This is a genomic window from Tessaracoccus palaemonis (assembly GCF_019316905.1).
Lineage (GTDB): Bacteria > Actinomycetota > Actinomycetes > Propionibacteriales > Propionibacteriaceae > Arachnia > Arachnia palaemonis.
In genome coordinates, this window is sequence record NZ_CP079216.1 from 819200 (window position 1) to 835015 (window position 15816).

At 69.7% G+C, this 15816-nt stretch carries 13 protein-coding genes and 1 riboswitch; of the genes, 6 read left to right on the forward strand and 7 right to left on the reverse strand.

Translation table 11 applies throughout. The annotated features are described in order from the left end of the window. Positions 1–50: 50 nt before the first annotated feature. The gene (gene coaA / locus KDB89_RS03615) at positions 51–1010 is read right to left on the reverse strand and encodes a type I pantothenate kinase (protein WP_439654879.1); all 960 of its coding nucleotides are present in this window, start codon (positions 1008–1010) and stop codon (positions 51–53) included. A 113-nt stretch (positions 1011–1123) separates the two neighbouring features. Here coaA and glmS point away from each other — a divergent pair, with 113 nt between their 5' ends. After that, the gene (glmS, locus tag KDB89_RS03620) at positions 1124–2956 is read left to right on the forward strand and encodes a glutamine--fructose-6-phosphate transaminase (isomerizing) (RefSeq protein WP_219083502.1); all 1833 of its coding nucleotides are present in this window, start codon (positions 1124–1126) and stop codon (positions 2954–2956) included. A gap of 4 nt (positions 2957–2960) precedes the next feature. Here the strand turns inward: glmS and KDB89_RS03625 are convergent, their stop codons facing one another. From KDB89_RS03625 to KDB89_RS03645, 5 genes are read right to left on the reverse strand one after another with little or no spacing between them, the layout of a single operon-like run. Next, positions 2961–3725: an ABC transporter ATP-binding protein gene (locus KDB89_RS03625; protein WP_219083503.1), complete on the reverse strand. Its 765-nt coding sequence runs from the start codon at positions 3723–3725 to the stop codon at positions 2961–2963. Continuing rightward, positions 3725–4534, reverse strand: a complete 810-nt coding sequence (locus KDB89_RS03630; RefSeq protein ID WP_219083504.1) for an ATP-binding cassette domain-containing protein — start codon at positions 4532–4534, stop codon at positions 3725–3727. Before KDB89_RS03630 ends, KDB89_RS03625 begins: the two co-directional genes overlap by 1 nt. Then, on the reverse strand, positions 4521–5342 hold the full coding sequence (nikC, locus tag KDB89_RS03635; RefSeq protein ID WP_219083505.1) for a nickel transporter permease: 822 nt from the start codon (positions 5340–5342) through the stop codon (positions 4521–4523). Before nikC ends, KDB89_RS03630 begins: the two co-directional genes overlap by 14 nt. Next, complete coding sequence (locus KDB89_RS03640; RefSeq protein ID WP_219083506.1) at positions 5339–6274, reverse strand: ABC transporter permease; 936 nt, start codon at positions 6272–6274, stop codon at positions 5339–5341. The genes nikC and KDB89_RS03640 overlap by 4 nt, the downstream gene beginning before the upstream one ends. Before the next feature lie 2 nt (positions 6275–6276). Next, positions 6277–7833 carry an ABC transporter substrate-binding protein gene (locus KDB89_RS03645; RefSeq protein WP_219083507.1) on the reverse strand — a complete coding sequence of 519 codons (1557 nt, stop codon included), beginning with the start codon at positions 7831–7833 and terminating at the stop codon, positions 6277–6279. Between the two features lie 144 nt (positions 7834–7977). Beyond that, positions 7978–8160: riboswitch (cobalamin riboswitch) on the reverse strand. Between the two features lie 72 nt (positions 8161–8232). Here KDB89_RS03645 and KDB89_RS03650 point away from each other — a divergent pair. The 4 genes from KDB89_RS03650 (at position 8233) to KDB89_RS03665 (ending at position 12042) form a co-directional block, all read left to right on the forward strand. Then, positions 8233–9135: an ATP-grasp domain-containing protein gene (locus tag KDB89_RS03650; RefSeq protein ID WP_219083508.1), complete on the forward strand. Its 903-nt coding sequence runs from the start codon at positions 8233–8235 to the stop codon at positions 9133–9135. Next, on the forward strand, positions 9132–9482 hold the full coding sequence (locus tag KDB89_RS03655) for a holo-ACP synthase (RefSeq protein WP_219083509.1): 351 nt from the start codon (positions 9132–9134) through the stop codon (positions 9480–9482). The genes KDB89_RS03650 and KDB89_RS03655 overlap by 4 nt, the downstream gene beginning before the upstream one ends. After that, the gene (locus KDB89_RS03660) at positions 9479–10864 is read left to right on the forward strand and encodes an NAD(P)H-hydrate epimerase (protein WP_219083510.1); all 1386 of its coding nucleotides are present in this window, start codon (positions 9479–9481) and stop codon (positions 10862–10864) included. Before KDB89_RS03655 ends, KDB89_RS03660 begins: the two co-directional genes overlap by 4 nt. A gap of 368 nt (positions 10865–11232) precedes the next feature. After that, positions 11233–12042 carry an endonuclease domain-containing protein gene (locus KDB89_RS03665; RefSeq protein ID WP_219083511.1) on the forward strand — a complete coding sequence of 270 codons (810 nt, stop codon included), beginning with the start codon at positions 11233–11235 and terminating at the stop codon, positions 12040–12042. A gap of 335 nt (positions 12043–12377) precedes the next feature. Here the strand turns inward: KDB89_RS03665 and KDB89_RS03670 are convergent, their stop codons facing one another. After that, positions 12378–13514: a glycosyltransferase family 4 protein gene (locus tag KDB89_RS03670; RefSeq protein ID WP_219083512.1), complete on the reverse strand. Its 1137-nt coding sequence runs from the start codon at positions 13512–13514 to the stop codon at positions 12378–12380. Positions 13515–13741: 227 nt separating this feature from the next. On the opposite strand from KDB89_RS03670, the gene KDB89_RS03675 reads away from it, so the two are divergent. Further along, complete coding sequence (locus KDB89_RS03675; protein WP_219083513.1) at positions 13742–15802, forward strand: DEAD/DEAH box helicase; 2061 nt, start codon at positions 13742–13744, stop codon at positions 15800–15802. Positions 15803–15816 lie beyond the last annotated feature (14 nt).

Sequence of the window (15816 nt, forward strand, 5' to 3'; positions counted from 1 at the left end):
TCTGGTCGCGGCTGTGCGACCAGAGACTAGCGGCGATGCGCCGCGTCCTGTCAGACCTTCCGGATCCGGATGGAGTCGATCAGGTGGCCCGGTCCCTTGACGAGGATCGCGGTGGCCCGGTCGCGCGTCGAGGCGATGTTGTGGCGCAGGTTCGGGCCGTTGACGGTGTCCCACACCTGCTGGCCGAACTCCAACGCATCGGCGTCCGAATACTGCGTGAAGCGGCGGAAATAGCTGCGCTCGTCGGTGAAGGCAGTGCCGCGCAGGTGCATGAAGCGATCGAGGAACCAGCTCTTGATCAGGTCCTCTGTCGCGTCGACGAAGACGCTGAAGTCGAAGAAGTCGCTGACGGCCAGGCTCAGGCCGGGATCGATCTCGGCGCGCGCGGGCTGCAGCACGTTGAGTCCCTCGACGATCAGGATGTCGGGGCTCTCGACCGAGATCCGCTCGTCGGTGATGTCGTAGGTCATGTGGCTGTAGACGGGTGCCTCGACCTTCTCCTCGCCCGATTTAACGGCCATCACGAAGCGCATCAGCGCCCTGCGGTCGTAGGACTCGGGGAAGCCCTTACGGTCCAGCAGGCCGCGGCGCTGCAGCTCGGCGTTCGGGTAAAGGAAGCCGTCGGTCGTGACGAGGTCGACCTGCGGGGAGCCCGGGGCGCGACGCAGCAGCTCCTGCAGCAGACGCGAGACGGTCGACTTGCCCACCGCGACCGAGCCCGCGACGCCGATCACGAACGGCGTGCGCCCCGTCTCCAGGCCCAGGAAGCCGTTGCTCTGCGCGTAGAGCCGCCCCTTGTTCTCCTTGTACAGGTGGATCAGCTGCGTCAGGGGCCGGTAGACCTCCGCGATGTCGAGCGCGTTCGTGGGGTCGCCGATGCCGCGCAGGCGAGCCAGCGTCTCCTCGTCCAGATCGATCTGGGTGTTGTTCGAGAGGTCGGCCCACGCGCGGCGCTGCAGCGTGATGAACGGATCGGCCACGAAGGCTCCTTCAGGTGTGAATAACGCCAGAAGCGTACCGTCCGGGCGCCTTGTGGGGGGAGGCGACCCGGCGGACCCGGGGCGCGGAGTGTCGATGGGGTCAATGTCAAGAAACGCTCACTGGTCCTGTACGGTTTCAGGCTATGTGTGGAATTGTCGGATATCTGGGTGAGCGCGAGGGCCTCGAGGTCGTCATGAGCGGGCTGCGGCGGATGGAGTACCGCGGGTACGACTCCGCGGGCATCGCGATCCCCGTGAACGGGCACATCGAGTGGCGCAAGCGGGCGGGCCGGATCTCCAACCTGGATGGGGACCTGGCCGACGACCCGCTGCCGGCGTCGACGGTGGCGATCGGCCACACCCGCTGGGCGACCCACGGCGGCCCGACCGACGCCAACGCGCACCCGCACGTCTCCGGTCGCGTCGCCGTGGTGCACAACGGCATCATCGAGAACCACCTGGCGCTGCGTGCCGAGCTGGGCGGCGAGGAGTTCACCTCCGACACCGACACCGAGGTCGCCGCGCACCTGCTGCGCCGCGAGCTGGACCTGGGCGCCGACCTCGTCGAGGCCATGCGCACCGTGGTCGGCCGCCTCGAGGGAGCCTTCACGCTGGTCGCGGTCGACGCCGTCGCGCCCGACCAGGTCGTCGCGGCCCGCCGCAACTCCCCGCTCGTCGTTGGCGTCGGCGACGGCGAGAACTTCCTCGCCTCCGACGTCGCGGCCTTCATCGCCTACACCCGCGACGCCATCGAGCTCGGCCAGGACCAGATCGTGCGCATCACGCGCGACGACGTCGAGGTCGTCGACTTCGACGGAATCCCGGCCGAGACCCGCGCATTCCACGTCGACTGGGACCTCGAGGCCGCTCAGAAGCAGGGCTACGACTGGTTCATGCGCAAGGAGATCTTCGAGCAGCCCCGCGCCGTCGCGGACACGCTGCTCGGCCGCCTCAACGACCGCGGCGAGCTGGTGCTCGACGAGATCCGGATGAGCCCCGAGACGTTGCGCCGCATCAACAAGATCGTCATCGTCGCCTGCGGCACCGCGTTCTACGCCGGGCTGGTGGCCAAGTACGCCATCGAGCACTGGACCCGCATCCCGTGCGAGGTGGAGCTGGCCTCCGAGTTCCGCTACCGCGACCCGATCATCGACCCCATGACTCTCGTGGTCACCATCTCCCAGTCGGGCGAGACCGCCGACACGCTGATGGCCATCCGCCACGCCCGCGAGCAGGGCGCCCGCGTCATCGCGATCTGCAACACCAACGGCGCCACCATCCCGCGCGAGTCCGACGCGGTCATCTACACGCACGCCGGCCCCGAGATCGGCGTCGCGTCCACCAAGGGCTTCACCACGCAGCTGATCGCCTGCTACCTGCTGGGGCTCTACCTGGCCCAGGTCCGCGGCATGAAGTACGGCGACGAGATCGCCGCGCTGCTGCAGGAGCTGGAGCGGATGCCCGAGCGGATGCAGGGCATGCTCGACGCGCAGCAGCAGATCCTCGACCTCGCCGAGGAGCTGAAGGAGGAGAAGTCGTTCCTGTACCTCGGTCGCCACGTCGGCTACCCGATGGCGCTGGAGGGGGCACTGAAGCTCAAGGAGATCGCCTACCTGCACGCCGAGGGCTTCGCCGCGGGCGAGCTGAAGCACGGCCCGATCGCGCTGGTCTCCGAGGGCCTGCCGATGTTCATCGTCGTGCCGCCGAAGGGGCGCGACCAGCTGCGCGACAAGGTCGTGTCCAACATCTCGGAGGTCCGCGCCCGCGGCGCCCGCACGATCGTGCTGGCCGAGGGCTGCGACGACGAGGCCCGCGCGGCGGCCGACGTGTTCATCGAGCTGCCGCACGTCTCGACGCTGCTGCAGCCCCTGGTCGCGATCCTGCCCCTGCAGCTGTTCGCCTGTGAACTGGCGACGCTGCAGGGGCACGACGTGGATCAGCCGAGGAACCTGGCCAAGTCCGTCACGGTCGAGTGACGGCTCAGTCCTCGAACAGTCGGATCAGCTCGCGCGTGTAGCTGTCCCGGCCGTCGTCGAACAGCTCGTCGCGGTGGAACTCGTCGACGATCCGTCCGCCGCGTAGCACGATGGAGCGCTCGCTCATGAACTGGACGGCGGACAGGTCGTGCGAGATGAACACGGCCGAGATGCCGAGTCGGTCCTTCAGGTCCTGCAGCAGGTTCAGCACCCGGGCCTGGATGGAGACGTCCAGGCTGGCGGTGGGCTCGTCGAACACCATCAGCGTCGGCTCGACGCTGATGGCCCGGGCGATGGCCACGCGCTGTTTCTCGCCGCCGCTGAGCTCCCCGGGCTTGCGGTCGAGGACCGACTTCGGCAGCTGGACCAAGTCCAGCAGCCGGACGGCGACCTCGCGGGGAGTGCCGGGATCGACGAAGCTCGGGCAGACGTCGCCGCGGATGCGCAGCGGCTCCATCAGCGACTCGAACATCGTGAGCTTCGAGTTGAAGGAGCTCGCCGGGTTCTGGAACACGACCTGCAGCCGCTGCCTTGACTCCTTCAGCGCGCCGCCGCGGAGCCCGACCAGGGACCGCCCTTCGAGGAGCACGTCGCCCGAGTCGGGCCGCTCCAGGGTGAGCAGGCAACGGGCGAGCGTCGACTTGCCGGAGCCTGACTCGCCGACGATGCCGAGGCACTCGCCGGGGCCGACGGTCAGCGACACCCCGTCGACGGCGCGCACGTCGCCGTAGGTCTTGACGAGGTCACGGATCTCGAGGACGGGGGACATCACGCCACTCCTTCCAGTGCGACGGGCAACCTGGCAGGGATGTTCCGCAGGGGCGGGATGGCCGCGATCAGGTTGCGGGTGATGGCTGCCTTGGGGGCGGTGAAGATGTCGGAGACGGTGCCCCGCTCCTTCACGCACCCGTCCTGCATGATCGCCATGGTGTCGGCGAACTTCCCGGCGAGGCGCAGGTTGTGCGTGATGAACAGCACCGAGCAGCCCTTCTCCTTCTGGATGTCGGCCAGCTGATCCAGCACCAGCGAGGCGTTGACCGCGTCCAGCGCGGTCGTCGGCTCGTCGGCGATGATCAGGGCAGGGTCGAGCAGGATCGCCGCAGCGAGCGCGGCCCGCTGCAGCTGCCCGCCGCTGACCTGGAACGGGTAGCGGTGCAGCAGGTCTCCCGGCAGGGAGAGCCGCTCCAGCGTCGCGGCCGCGTGCTCGCGGCGGCGCTCCGGCTTCCAGTCGGTGTGCGCCTTGAGCACCTCGTCCAGCTGCTTCCCGATCCGGTAGTACGGGGAGAAGGCCTGCTGGTAGTCCTGGAACACGTAGGCGATCCGGTTGCCACGCAGCTCGCGGTAGCCGGCCTTCGACAGCGTCAGGAGGTCCGCGCCGTCGAACATGAGCCGGTCAGCCGTCCTCGTGAGGCCGCGCGGGAGCAGGTCGGCGATCGAGAAGGCCGAGACCGACTTACCCGATCCGGACTCGCCGATGACGGCGAGCCACTCACCCTTGTCAATGGTCAGGTCGATGCCGTGCACCAGCTCCTGGGTGGCCGTGGAGACGCGAAGGCCGGAGATCTCAAGCAGCGACATCGACGTCCTCCTTCCGCGCCCCGCCGGTGGCGTAGCGCTGCTGCAGCTGGTCGCCCAGCCAGTTGGCGGCCACGACGACGATCAGGATCGCGCAGCCGGGGATGATCATCAGGTACGGCGCGGTGACGAAGTAGGTCTGCGCCTCGTTCAGCATCGAGCCCCACTCCGGGGCGGGCGGCTGGACGCCGAGGCCCAGGTAGGACAGCGAGGCGACCAGCAGGATGACCTTGCCGATGTCGAGCGTCGCCAGCGCCAGGACAGGGCCGATCACGTGCGGCATCATGTGCCGGCGGAGGATCGAGAACGTCGAGGCACCCGAGATGGTGGACACCTGCAGGTAGTCCTTGGCCTTCTCCTGCATCACCACGCTGCGGGTGAGTCGGGCGTAGCCGACCCACTTGACGATCACGATCGCGAGCACCAGGTTGCCGAAGCCGGCGCCGAGGATGCCGGCGATGATCATGGCGACGATGTACTCGGGCAGGGCCATGAAGGCATCCACCACGCGCATCAGCGCCCAGTCGAGGCGGCCGCCGCGGAAACCGGCGATCAGGCCGATGGGCACGCCGATGACCACGGAGATGGCCAGGGCGAGCACGGTGAGGCCGACGGTGGTCTGGCCGCCGGTGAGGATGCGGCTGAACACGTCACGCCCGAGCTGGTCGGTGCCGAACCAGTGCTCCCAGCCAGGTGGCTGCAGGCGGGCGGTCAGGTCGACCAGGTTGGGGTCGTGCGGGGCGATCAACGGGCCGAACGCCAGCAGGACGAGCAGCACCACCACGATCGCGATCAGGATGCGTTGCTTCATGCGCGGGCCTTTCCCTTGAGCGAGATGGCCGGGTCGAGCCAGCGGTAGGACAGGTCGACCAGCGTGTTGATGAGGAACACGATGACGCCGATCAGGATGATGAAGGCCTGGATCACCGCGTAGTCGCGGCGGGTCAGGGCCTCGAGCATCAGCTTGCCGACGCCGGGGATACCGAAGATCTTCTCCACCACGACCGTGCCGCCGAGCAGCGAGCCCAGGCTCACGCCGGCGATCGTGACGACGGGGATCAGGCTGGCCCGCAGGATGTGGCGGAAGAAGATCACCTGCTCGCCGAGACCGCGGGACCTGGAGGCCCGGACGAAGTCGAGGTCCTGCGACTCGATCAGGGAGTTGCGCAGGATCTTGATGTACGGCGGGGCGACCGCGAACGCGAGAGCCACGGTGGGCAGGATCATTCCCCCGTCGCCCATGCCCATGGAGGGGACGACGCCGAGGCGGACCGAGAAGACGTTGAGCATGACCAGCGCCAGCCAGAAGGTGGGGATGGAGGCGCCGAGCATGCAGAAGGCGAGGACCCCGCGGTCGGGCCAGCGCCCGGCGAACCGGGCGCCGACCGCGCCCAGGATGGCGGCGAGGATCAGTGCGAGCGCCAGCGCGTAGCCGGCCAGCATCAGCGTCGCCGGGAAGGCCTTGCCGATCTCCGCGATCACGGGTTGACCTGTCATGGCCGACGTGCCGAAGTCGAGGTGGGCAAGGCTGCCCAGGTACGCGAGGTACTGCTGCCAGATGGGCATGTTCAGGCCCAGTTCCTCGCGCAGTGCCTCGATCTGCTCGTTCGTCACGGCGACCGTGTCGATGCGCAGCATCGACAGCACCACGTCGCCCGGGGCCAGCTTGACCACCGCGAAGGCGACCAGGGTGAGGAGCCAGAGGAACACCAGCCCCTCACCCAGCTTCTTGAGAGCGACCATGGTCAGTTGATGTCCAGATCCTTGGTGATCATCTGGAACTCGAACTCGTTGGCCGGCGTCTTCCAGCCCGTCACCGTGTCCTTGAAGGCCGCGGACTCGTTGGGGACCGTGATGTAGCTGTTGTACGCCTCGGCGTCGATGTACTCGGCGATCTCGCGGGTCTGCTCGGTGCGGGAATCCACGTCGACCTCCTTGTTGAAGGCGTCCAGCATGGACTGCAGCGTCGGGTCATCGAGGCGGCCGTGGTTCTGCGCGGCGTCCGCGCCGAAGGCGCTGTTCAGGAAGAAGGCGCCGTCGCCCCGGGAGATGGTCAGCAGGGAGTAGGTGACCAGGTCCCAGTCGCCCTGGGGCAGGTACTCGTCGATGTTCTCGGCGACGTAGATCTCCATGTCGATGCCGACCTGGCGGGCCTGGTCCTGCACGATCTGCGCGATCTGCGGGAGTTCGGCGCGCGCCACGTACGTGGCCATCTTCAGTGAGAGGGGCTGGCCGTCACGGGTGACCTTGCCGTCGGCGACGTCGAGGCCGGCGGCCTCGAAGTGCTGCAGAGCAGCCTCGACGCCGAACTCGTGCTCGGTGGTCTCGGGGGAGAAGGGCCAGTCGCCGGGGAAGACGTTGTAGGCGACGGTGGCCTGGCCGCCCATCACGGTGTCGACGATCGACTGGCGGTCGACCAGCGCGTCGATGCCGCGCCTGAACTCCTCGTTGTTCCACAGGTCGGCGTTGGCGCCGGAGTAGTTGTAGAGGAGGTGGTAGACCCGGGTGCCGGACACGGTGTCCACGGTCAGCGACTCGTCGGCCTCCAGCGTGGGGAGGCTCTCGAGGCCGGGGCGGTAGATGATGTCGGCGTCTCCGGACTGCAGGGCCATGACGCGGGCGTTGGAGTCCTCGTTGGCGGTCATGACGACCTTGTCGAGCTTTGCGGTGCCGTCCCAGTAGCTGTCGTTGCGGCTCAGCACGGCCTCGCCGGCGATGTCGAAGCTGTCGAACTTGAAGGCGCCCGTGCCGACCGGCAGGTCGCCCTCGGCGTCGACGTCGGTGATGACGGCGTTGAAGTGCACCAGGTTCGAGATGAGGGCGGGGTACACGTCGGCGGTGGTGATGCTCAGCGTGTGCTCATCGACCACCTCCATCGAATCGATGGTGAGCGCGGCCGCGACGCCGGGGTTGACGTCGATGCTGTCCTGCAGGCTGGCCATGACCTTCTCGGCAGTCATCGGCTCGCCGTTGTGGAACTCGACGCCCTCCCGGAGATGGAAGGTCCAGTGCTGCGCGTCGTCGGTGTCCCAGCTCTCCGCCAGCCAGGGGTAGAGCTCGAGGGTGTCGGGGTCGAAGCCGACGAGGGTCTCGACGGCACCGGAGTTGAGGATGAATGAGGCCTGCACCTGGTGGGCGTCGGTGGTGTTGGCGGGGTAGACCGTCACGAAGTTGAGGGTCTTGTCCGCGGCGGTGGCGTCCGCGGTGGAGTCGCTGCTGCCGGAGCCGCAGGCGGCGAGCGCGAGGCTGGCGGCTGCCGCCAGCGCGGTGAGTGCCCGGGCGAGCGTGGAAGCTCGTTTCATGGTTGAGTGCCTTTCAGGAGCCACGCCGGGAGTCGGCGTCGAGGTGTGGTTCCTGACGCGCGGGAGCGGGCGCTACGAAGGCGCGACCGACGGCTCCTGCCACCAGCCGGTGCAGGCGTCGATCCGAAGTCCGTGTCGCGGGACCCGTCAACCCACAAGGCCGACTGTTTTCGGGCTCAGGGTCATCCTTCTCCGGTGCCTTCCCAGGATCTCTCCCAGTGGCATCCAAACCGGAGTCGTCACCTATACCGCTGCGCGTCAGTCCCGGATTCTCACCGGAGTTCCAGGTGCCCTTTTGGGGCACCGCCAGCCTTGCGGAGAGAGCCTAACCCGCGCTGAGGGCGAAGTGGCTGGCGGGGTACGTTTACTTATCCGAAACGACAACCAGGAGGATCGATGGTGAGTGTGCAGGTGGCCACCGCGGAGCCCTACCTCGGCGTCAACCCGGACGACAACCTGCTGCTCGCGTCGCTGCACCGGGCCGGGGCCGACGCGACGCTGGCCGCGTGGGACGACCCGGCACAGGCATGGGACTGCGACGCGGTGATCCTCAGGTCCACCTGGGGTTACCAGAGCCGGATCCCGGACTTCCTCGGCTGGCTCGACCGGCTCGACGAGGCCGGCTGCGCGGTGCTGAACCCGACGCAGATGGTGCGCGACAACATCGACAAGGCCGTGCAGTTCGAGTGGCTCGACAGGCTGGGCATCCAGCGGATCCCCGAGTTCCGGATCGACCGGCGGGCGCCTGCCGACAGGCTCGTCGGGCAGCTGCGGGACCACTTCCCGGACGCCGAGGCGTACGTCGTCAAGCCGAGCATCTCCGCCAGCGGGCACCACACGCTCCTTTTCGATCCCGACCGCAACACGAACCTCCCGTCCGCCACGCTGGAGGAGGTGGTCGCGCTCGTCGACGACGTGATCGCCCGCGACTGGGACCCGGTCGTGATCCTGCAGCCGTACGCCCGGGAGATCGAGCAGGGGGAAACCGCCGTCGTGTTCATCGGCGGGGCCTACAGCCACGCCTTCACGCGTTTCCCGGGGGTGATCGCGGGGGGCCGCGGAGCGGAGGTCACGCAGGCGGCCCCGGAACAGGTGGCGCTCGCGGACCGGGTGCTGGCGGGCCTCCCGACCATGCCCGCCTACGCGCGCGTCGACCTCATCTCCACTGCGCATGGCCCCGTCGTGATGGAGGTGGAACTGGCCGAGCCGTGGTTGGGGTTCAGCCTCCTGCCCGACGCGGCCCGGGAGCGGGCGGTCGACTCCCTCGCCGGGGCGGTGGTCGCGGCTAGTGTGAGGGCATGATCGTTGGCATCGGCACCGACCTCATCGTCATCGACAGGTTCCGCGAGATGCTGGAGCGTCGGCCGGGCCTGGCCGAACGCCTGCTGACCCCGCTGGAACGGACGCTGTCGATCGAGTCGCAGGCCGCGCGGTTCTCCGCCAAGGAGGCCTTCGCCAAGGCGCTCGGCTCGCCGGGCGGCATGCGCTGGCTCGACTGCGAGGTCGTCAAGACCGACGACGGCGTGCCGCGGTTCGTCAACACGGGCACGGTCGCGGCGCGGGTCGAGGAACTCGGCGTCGGGCGCATCCACCTGTCGATCAGCCACGACGGCGGCTTCGCCACCACGATGGTGGTGTGCGAGGCATGAGGACCGTCGTCACCGCCGTGGGGATGCGCGACGCCGAGCAGCGCTTCTTCGACGCCCACCCCGGCGTCGACCTGATGGGCCGGGCGGCCCGCGCCGTCGCCCGCGTCGCGGCCGAGGTGAACACAGCGGGGCAGGTGCTCGTGGTCGCCGGCCGGGGTAACAACGGGGGAGATGGACTCTTCGCCGCGTCGATCCTGGCCCAGCATCGACGCGTGCTGGTGTGGTCCGCGTTCGGGCGCACACACGAGGCCGGGCAGGCGGCCGCACGGGCTGCGGGCTGCCAGTTCGTCGACGCCCTCGGGGCGCTGGAGGCACTGCCGGACTGCGGACTGGTGATCGACGCGGTCGCGGGCCTCGGCTCGCGCCCGGGGCTCCCGCAGGCACTCGAGACCTTCGCCGCCGCCTGCGAGTCGTCGGCGATCGACGTGCTGGCCGTCGACCTGCCGAGCGGGCTGGACGCCGACTCCGGGGCCGAGCAGCCGAGCTTCCGCGCGACCCACACCGTCACGTTCGCCGCGCTCAAGCCGTGCCACGTGTCGCAGCCCGCCGCCGGGCGCTGCGGGAGGGTACACGTCGTCGACATCGGTGTGGAGATCGACGGCACCCAGCTGCGCCAGGCCGAGGAGGCCGACGTGGCCGCCTGGTGGCCGACGCCCACCGCCTCCTCAGACAAGTACGCGCGCGGCGTCGTGCTGTTCGACACGGGGTCGTCGCGCTACCAGGGTGCGGCGCTGCTCGGCATCGCCGGCGCGCTGCACGCCGGCACGGGCATGGTCCGCTACGCCGGGCCCGTGCACTCCGGCCTCATCCTGACCAGGTATCCCAGCGTCGTGATGGGCGACGGTCGGGCCCAGGCTGCGGTCCTCGGCTCCGGCTGGGGCGAGGATGAGGGCGCGTCCGGCCGGGTCTCCAGCGCGCGACTGCACGCCCCCGTCGCCGTGGTGGACGCCGACGCGCTCTACAGCCTGCCCGGCAGGATCGACGGCTGGCTGCTCACGCCCCACGCGGGCGAGCTCGCCCGACTGCTGGGCTGCTCCCGCTCCCACGTCGAGTCGAGCCCGGTCTCGTGCGCCAGGGAGGTGGCCCGGGTGACCGGGGCGACCGTCCTGCTCAAGGGCGCCACGCAGTATGTCGCGGAGCCGGGAGGCCGCGTGACGATCGCAGTGCCTGGGCCGCACTGGAGCGCGCAGGCGGGATCGGGCGACGTGCTCGCCGGGATCTGCGGGGCGCTGCTGGCGGCGGGGCTGCCCGCGTGGCAGGCGGCCGTTGCCGGGGCCAGCATCCAGGCGATGGCGGCGGCGCGCAACCCGGGCCCCTACCCGCCCGACGAGCTGGCCCGTCGGCTTCCCGACGTGATCGCTGGGTTGGTCGCCGCGGACTGACCGGCCCCGCCCCGCCCTGAGCCCACGTTCGCTGTCCCGACCCCGCACCAGTCCTTCCGCGCGTCCCCGTCGGCACAAGAATGCGCATATCGGGTACGGCGTCCGTATTCTGCAGCGGCTCCGAAATGGGCATTCTTGTGCCGGCTGTCGATGAGCCGCCCCGGCCAGCCCGTCCCCGTATCCACATGTCCCCGAAGCGCCCACCCGGCACAAGAATGCCCATGCCGGACGCGGTGTCCGTATAGTGCAGCGGGTTCGAGATAGGCATTTTTGTGGCTCTTGTGCCGCTGTGGATAAGCCGGATCGAGTCATCCACAACCCGTCGGAAGGGGTTGTCGAGGCCCGATGTGGGGGCGACATTGGGACGCATGATCTACACGGGAGTGCAGTCCTACGCCGATATCCGGGGGTCCGGTGCGCGACGCAGGGACATCGAGGACGCCTTGGCTGCGGGGACCATCGTCAGGGTGCAGCGAGGCTGGTACGCGGGACGCGACGCCGATCAGAGAGTGGTGCGGGGTCTGGTTGACGGTTGCAGGCTCGGCTGCCTGACCGGGTGCGCGGTGCACGGCATCTGGACCCCTCGCGACGACCGGATCCATGCGGTCTACGGGAGGGGGAATCAACCGGTGGAACGGGAGGAATACGTTCTGCATGCCGACCCCGGACCTCGTCCGCGGACTCCCCTCTGGCCCCTGGTCGACTGCCTGCGGCAGGTTGCCCGGCACCACGACACGGAAACCACCCTCATTGTGGTCGAATCGGCGCTCTACAAGGGGCTTGTCAGCCCGGACGAGGTGCAGGACATCGTCGCTGCGCTTCCGGTGGACCGTCGGGGGTTCGCCGGCCAACTCCGCCGGGCGGAGTCCGGCACGGAGACCCGCGTTCGGTACTTCCTGAAGCGCCGTGGGGTGGGGGTGCGCCCCCAGGTCGTCGTGTCGGGGGTGGGCCGCGTCGACCTTCTGGTGGGTCAGAGTCTGATCATCGAATGCGACAGCGATGAGTTTCATCGGAGTCGCGAGCAACAGTTCCTGGATCGGGAGCGGGACCTGTCCGCGAGGCTCCTCGGGTACAACACACTCCGGCTGAGCTATGACCATGTCTGGTGGAGGTGGGAGCAGACCCAGGAGAGGCTCCTATGGCAGACCCGGCGTCGGCATCATGGTCGTCGGCCGTGATGTTCCTGTGTTCCTGTCCACTCAAATCCGTGCACAAGAATGCCTATTTCAGGCCTGCTGGCAGCATGTTGCAGCGCCGCCGAAATGCGCATTGTTGTGCGGGAAAGGGCCGAACGGGAGAAGGATCAGGGCGGACGGGCGGGCGCGGCTGGGTCAGGCGGGCGGGCGCGGCCGGGTCAGGCGGGCGGGCGCGGCCGGGTCAGGCGGGCGGGCGCGGCCGGGTCAGGCGGGCGGGCGCGGCCGGGTCAGGCGGGCGGGCGCGGCCGGGTCAGGCGGGCGGGCGCGGCCGGGTCAGGCGGCGAGGGCGGCCGGGTCAGGCGGCGAGGGCGGCCGGGTCAGGCGGCGAGGGCGCGGCCGCGCACCGACATGGAGATGGCCTTGGTGTAGTGGCCGACGAGCTCGGTGCAGATACTCTCCCACGAGCGGTCCAGCGTCGAGGCCCTTGCCGTGTCGCCGAAGGCCCGACGCTTCGCATCGTCGCCGATCAGGTCGGTGACGAAGCCCCGCATGGCGTGCAGGTCGCCGGGCTCGTAGAGCCAGCCGGTGCGCGAGGGGCTGATCAGGTCGATCGGGCCGCCGCGGCGCGGGGCGACGACGGGCAGCCCCGACGCCTTGGCCTCCTGGATGGCCTGGCAGAACGTCTCGAGCTCGCCGGGGTGGACGAACAGATCGAGGCTCGCCATGGCGCGGGGGAGGTCCTCGCCCGTGAGCTGGCCGAGGAACACCGCGCCGGGGAGTCGCGCCTCAAGCTGGCCCCGCAGCGGGCCGTCGCCGATCACCACCATGCGGGTGCCCGGGATGTCCGAGAGGACGGCGAGGTCCTCGACGCGCTTCTCGGTGGCCAGCCGACCCATGTAGCCGATCAGCCGCTCGCCGTTGGGGGCGAACGTGGCGCGGAATGAGGCGTCGCGCTTGGCCGGGTCGAAGCGGCGGGAGTCGACGCCGCGCGCCCACACCCCGACGCGCGGGATGCCGTGCGTCACGAGCTGGTTCTGCGCGTAGGTCGACGGCGCGAAGTTGAGGCAGGCGAGCGAGTGCACACGGCGCACGTGGTGCCACAGGAACTGCTCGAAGTGCCCGAAGCCGTAGCGCGTGGCGAAGCTCGGCAGGTCGGTCTGGAAGATGCCGACGACAGGGATCCCCAGTCGGGAGGCGACGGACGCGGCCTTGAAGCCGAGCACCACCGGCGCCGCGAGATGCACGACGTCGGGGTTGAACGACGTCAGGAGACGGGTGACCGTGTGGGTGGTCGTCGTGACCACGCGGATGTCGTCGTAGAAGGGGAGACCAACGGAAGCGACGGTCTCGATCGGGAAACCGAGATACTCGGACGGGACCTTGTCGCCGTCCGACGGGGCGATGACCATGGCCTCGTGGCCCGTGGCCTTCAGGTGCTCCAGAACGCGCAGCACCGAGTTGGTGACTCCGTTGAGGGTGGGGAGAAAGCTCTCCGCGACAATCGCGACTCGCACGCTTCGATACTAGCGGGGCGTGCCGTTCGGGCCATGCCCGGCGGGCGAAGGACAGGTGAACATACACCCTCCACCAGGGGTCGGTTCGGAAATCCCAGAGAAATAGCGTAGAGTGGTCGGGCCCGGCCGCGGCGCATATCGCCCGAGTGACACATGAGCGGGCACCGAGGATCCGCCCCTTCGTAACCTGGCGGACGCACCTAGCCCCCTCAGAGGATTCTTCTGTCATGACCCCGCCCCGCAGCAAGCCCCGTTGGTCCGCCGAAAAGCGCGCAGCCAAAGGCAAGGCACCCCAGCGCAACCGTGGACACCAGTTCGACGGTGACGCCCCCCTGAACCGCAAGCAGCGCCGCGCGCTCCAGTTCGCCGACCGCAAGCCGCAGGACTACGCGAGCGCCGACGCCGAGCAGCGCCCCGAGAACACCGAGCGTTCCCAGAGCAGCGACCGCGGCTCCTACAACGACCGTCGTCGTGACGAGCGTGGCGACCGCGGTTCCTACGGCGACCGTCGCCGCGACGACCGTAGCGACCGCGGCTCCTACGGCGACCGCCGTCGGGACGACCGTGGTTCCTACGGGGACCGCCGCCGCGACGACCGTGGTTCCTACGGGGACCGCCGCCGCGACGATCGTGGTTCCTACGGGGACCGCCGCGACGACCGCGGTGGCTACGGCGATCGTCGTCGTGACGACCGTGGTTCCTACGGGGACCGCCGCGACGACCGCGGTGGCTACGGCGATCGTCGCCGCGACGGCTACCGTCGCGACGACCGCTTCGAGAACCGCGAGGACCGTCCGCGCTACGAGCGCGACCGTGACCGCGACCGCCCGAAGTTCCGCTCCGGCTCGGCTCGCTTCGACTCCCGCCGCTCGCTCGAGCCCCGTGGCCGCGACGACCGCCGCGGCCGCGACGACCGTCGCCCCCGTGACGACCGCGACGAGCAGTCGTTCGACGCCGAGTCCGATCAGATGAGCTGGACCGCCACGACGGCGGAGGCCGCCACGGGCGACGTGACGTCCGGCTTCTTCGAGCTCGGCGTCGCCGAGCCGATCGTCCGCGTGCTTGCCGCGCAGGGCATCACCGAGCCGTTCCCGATCCAGGCCGCCACCATCGGCGACGCTCTGGCCGGCCACGACGTGCTCGGCCGCGGCCGCACCGGCTCCGGCAAGACGCTGGCCTTCGGCCTGCCGATGCTGACCCGCCTGGCCGCCGGCGACGCCGTCGGCTCGCCCCGCGCCGTCATCCTGACCCCGACGCGCGAGCTGGCGCTGCAGATCGCCGACAACCTGTCGCCGCTCGCCGCCACGGTCGGCATCGACCTCACCCTCATCGCCGGTGGCATGAGCTACGGCCCGCAGATCCGCGCCTTCGAGCGCGGCGTCGACGTGGTCGTCGCCACCCCCGGCCGCCTGATCGACCTGATCGAGCAGGGCGCCGCGGACCTCTCGCAGGTCCAGATCCTCGTCCTCGACGAGGCCGACCACATGGCCGACCTCGGCTTCCTGCCCGACGTCGAGACCATCCTCGACGCCGCTGGCGACGGCCAGCGTCTGCTGTTCTCCGCGACGCTGGACAACGCGGTGGGCCGCCTGGTCAAGAAGTACCTGAAGGACCCCGTCACCCGCGAGGTCGACTCCGAGAAGGCGTCGGTCACCACCATGGTGCACCGCCCCCTGCTCGTGAAGCCGCACCACAAGAATCAGGTGACCGCCGAGATCGCCAACCGCGAGGGACGAACGGTCCTGTTCGCCCGCACCCAGATGGGGACCGACCGCATCGCCACGCAGCTGCGTGAGGCAGGCGTGATGGCCGGCGCGCTGCACGGCGGCCTGACGCAGGGCGCCCGCGCCCGCATCCTCGCCGCGTTCAAGGACGGCCATGTGCCGGTCCTGGTCGCCACGGACGTCGCGGCCCGCGGGATTCACGTCGACGATGTGACCCTGGTGCTGCAGGTCGACCCGCCGCACGACTCCAAGGACTACCTGCACCGCGCCGGGCGCACGGCCCGCGCCGGCCACGAGGGTGTCGTCGCGAGCATCGTGCTGCCGCACCAGCGGAAGATGGGAAACCGGATCCTGACGCAGGCCGGCGTCCGCGCCGACTTCCTGCCCGTCGATCCCGGCAGCTCCGAGCTCCGCGACGCCACCGGCGCCCGCCCGACCTCCGGAGTCGCGATCCCCGACGCCGAGTACCAGGCGCTGATCGCGCCGAAGCAGCAGCAGCGCAAGCGCCCCCAGGGCGGCGGACGCGGCGGCCAGTACGGCCGACGCAACCACCGTCGCTACTGACCCGCAACCGGACT

Excerpts from the sequence above, each read along its gene's own strand:
- glmS (WP_219083502.1), top strand. The coding sequence starts at position 1,124 with ATGTGTGGAATTGTCGGATATCTGGGTGAGCGCGAGGGCCTCGAGGTC.
- KDB89_RS03645 (WP_219083507.1), bottom strand. The coding sequence starts at position 7,833 with ATGAAACGAGCTTCCACGCTCGCCCGGGCACTCACCGCGCTGGCGGCA.
- KDB89_RS03665 (WP_219083511.1), top strand. The coding sequence starts at position 11,233 with ATGATCTACACGGGAGTGCAGTCCTACGCCGATATCCGGGGGTCCGGT.
- KDB89_RS03655 (WP_219083509.1), top strand. The coding sequence starts at position 9,132 with ATGATCGTTGGCATCGGCACCGACCTCATCGTCATCGACAGGTTCCGC.
- KDB89_RS03675 (WP_219083513.1), top strand. The coding sequence starts at position 13,742 with ATGACCCCGCCCCGCAGCAAGCCCCGTTGGTCCGCCGAAAAGCGCGCA.
- KDB89_RS03640 (WP_219083506.1), bottom strand. The coding sequence starts at position 6,274 with ATGGTCGCTCTCAAGAAGCTGGGTGAGGGGCTGGTGTTCCTCTGGCTC.
- KDB89_RS03660 (WP_219083510.1), top strand. The coding sequence starts at position 9,479 with ATGAGGACCGTCGTCACCGCCGTGGGGATGCGCGACGCCGAGCAGCGC.
- KDB89_RS03625 (WP_219083503.1), bottom strand. The coding sequence starts at position 3,725 with ATGTCCCCCGTCCTCGAGATCCGTGACCTCGTCAAGACCTACGGCGAC.
- KDB89_RS03630 (WP_219083504.1), bottom strand. The coding sequence starts at position 4,534 with ATGTCGCTGCTTGAGATCTCCGGCCTTCGCGTCTCCACGGCCACCCAG.
- nikC (WP_219083505.1), bottom strand. The coding sequence starts at position 5,342 with ATGAAGCAACGCATCCTGATCGCGATCGTGGTGGTGCTGCTCGTCCTG.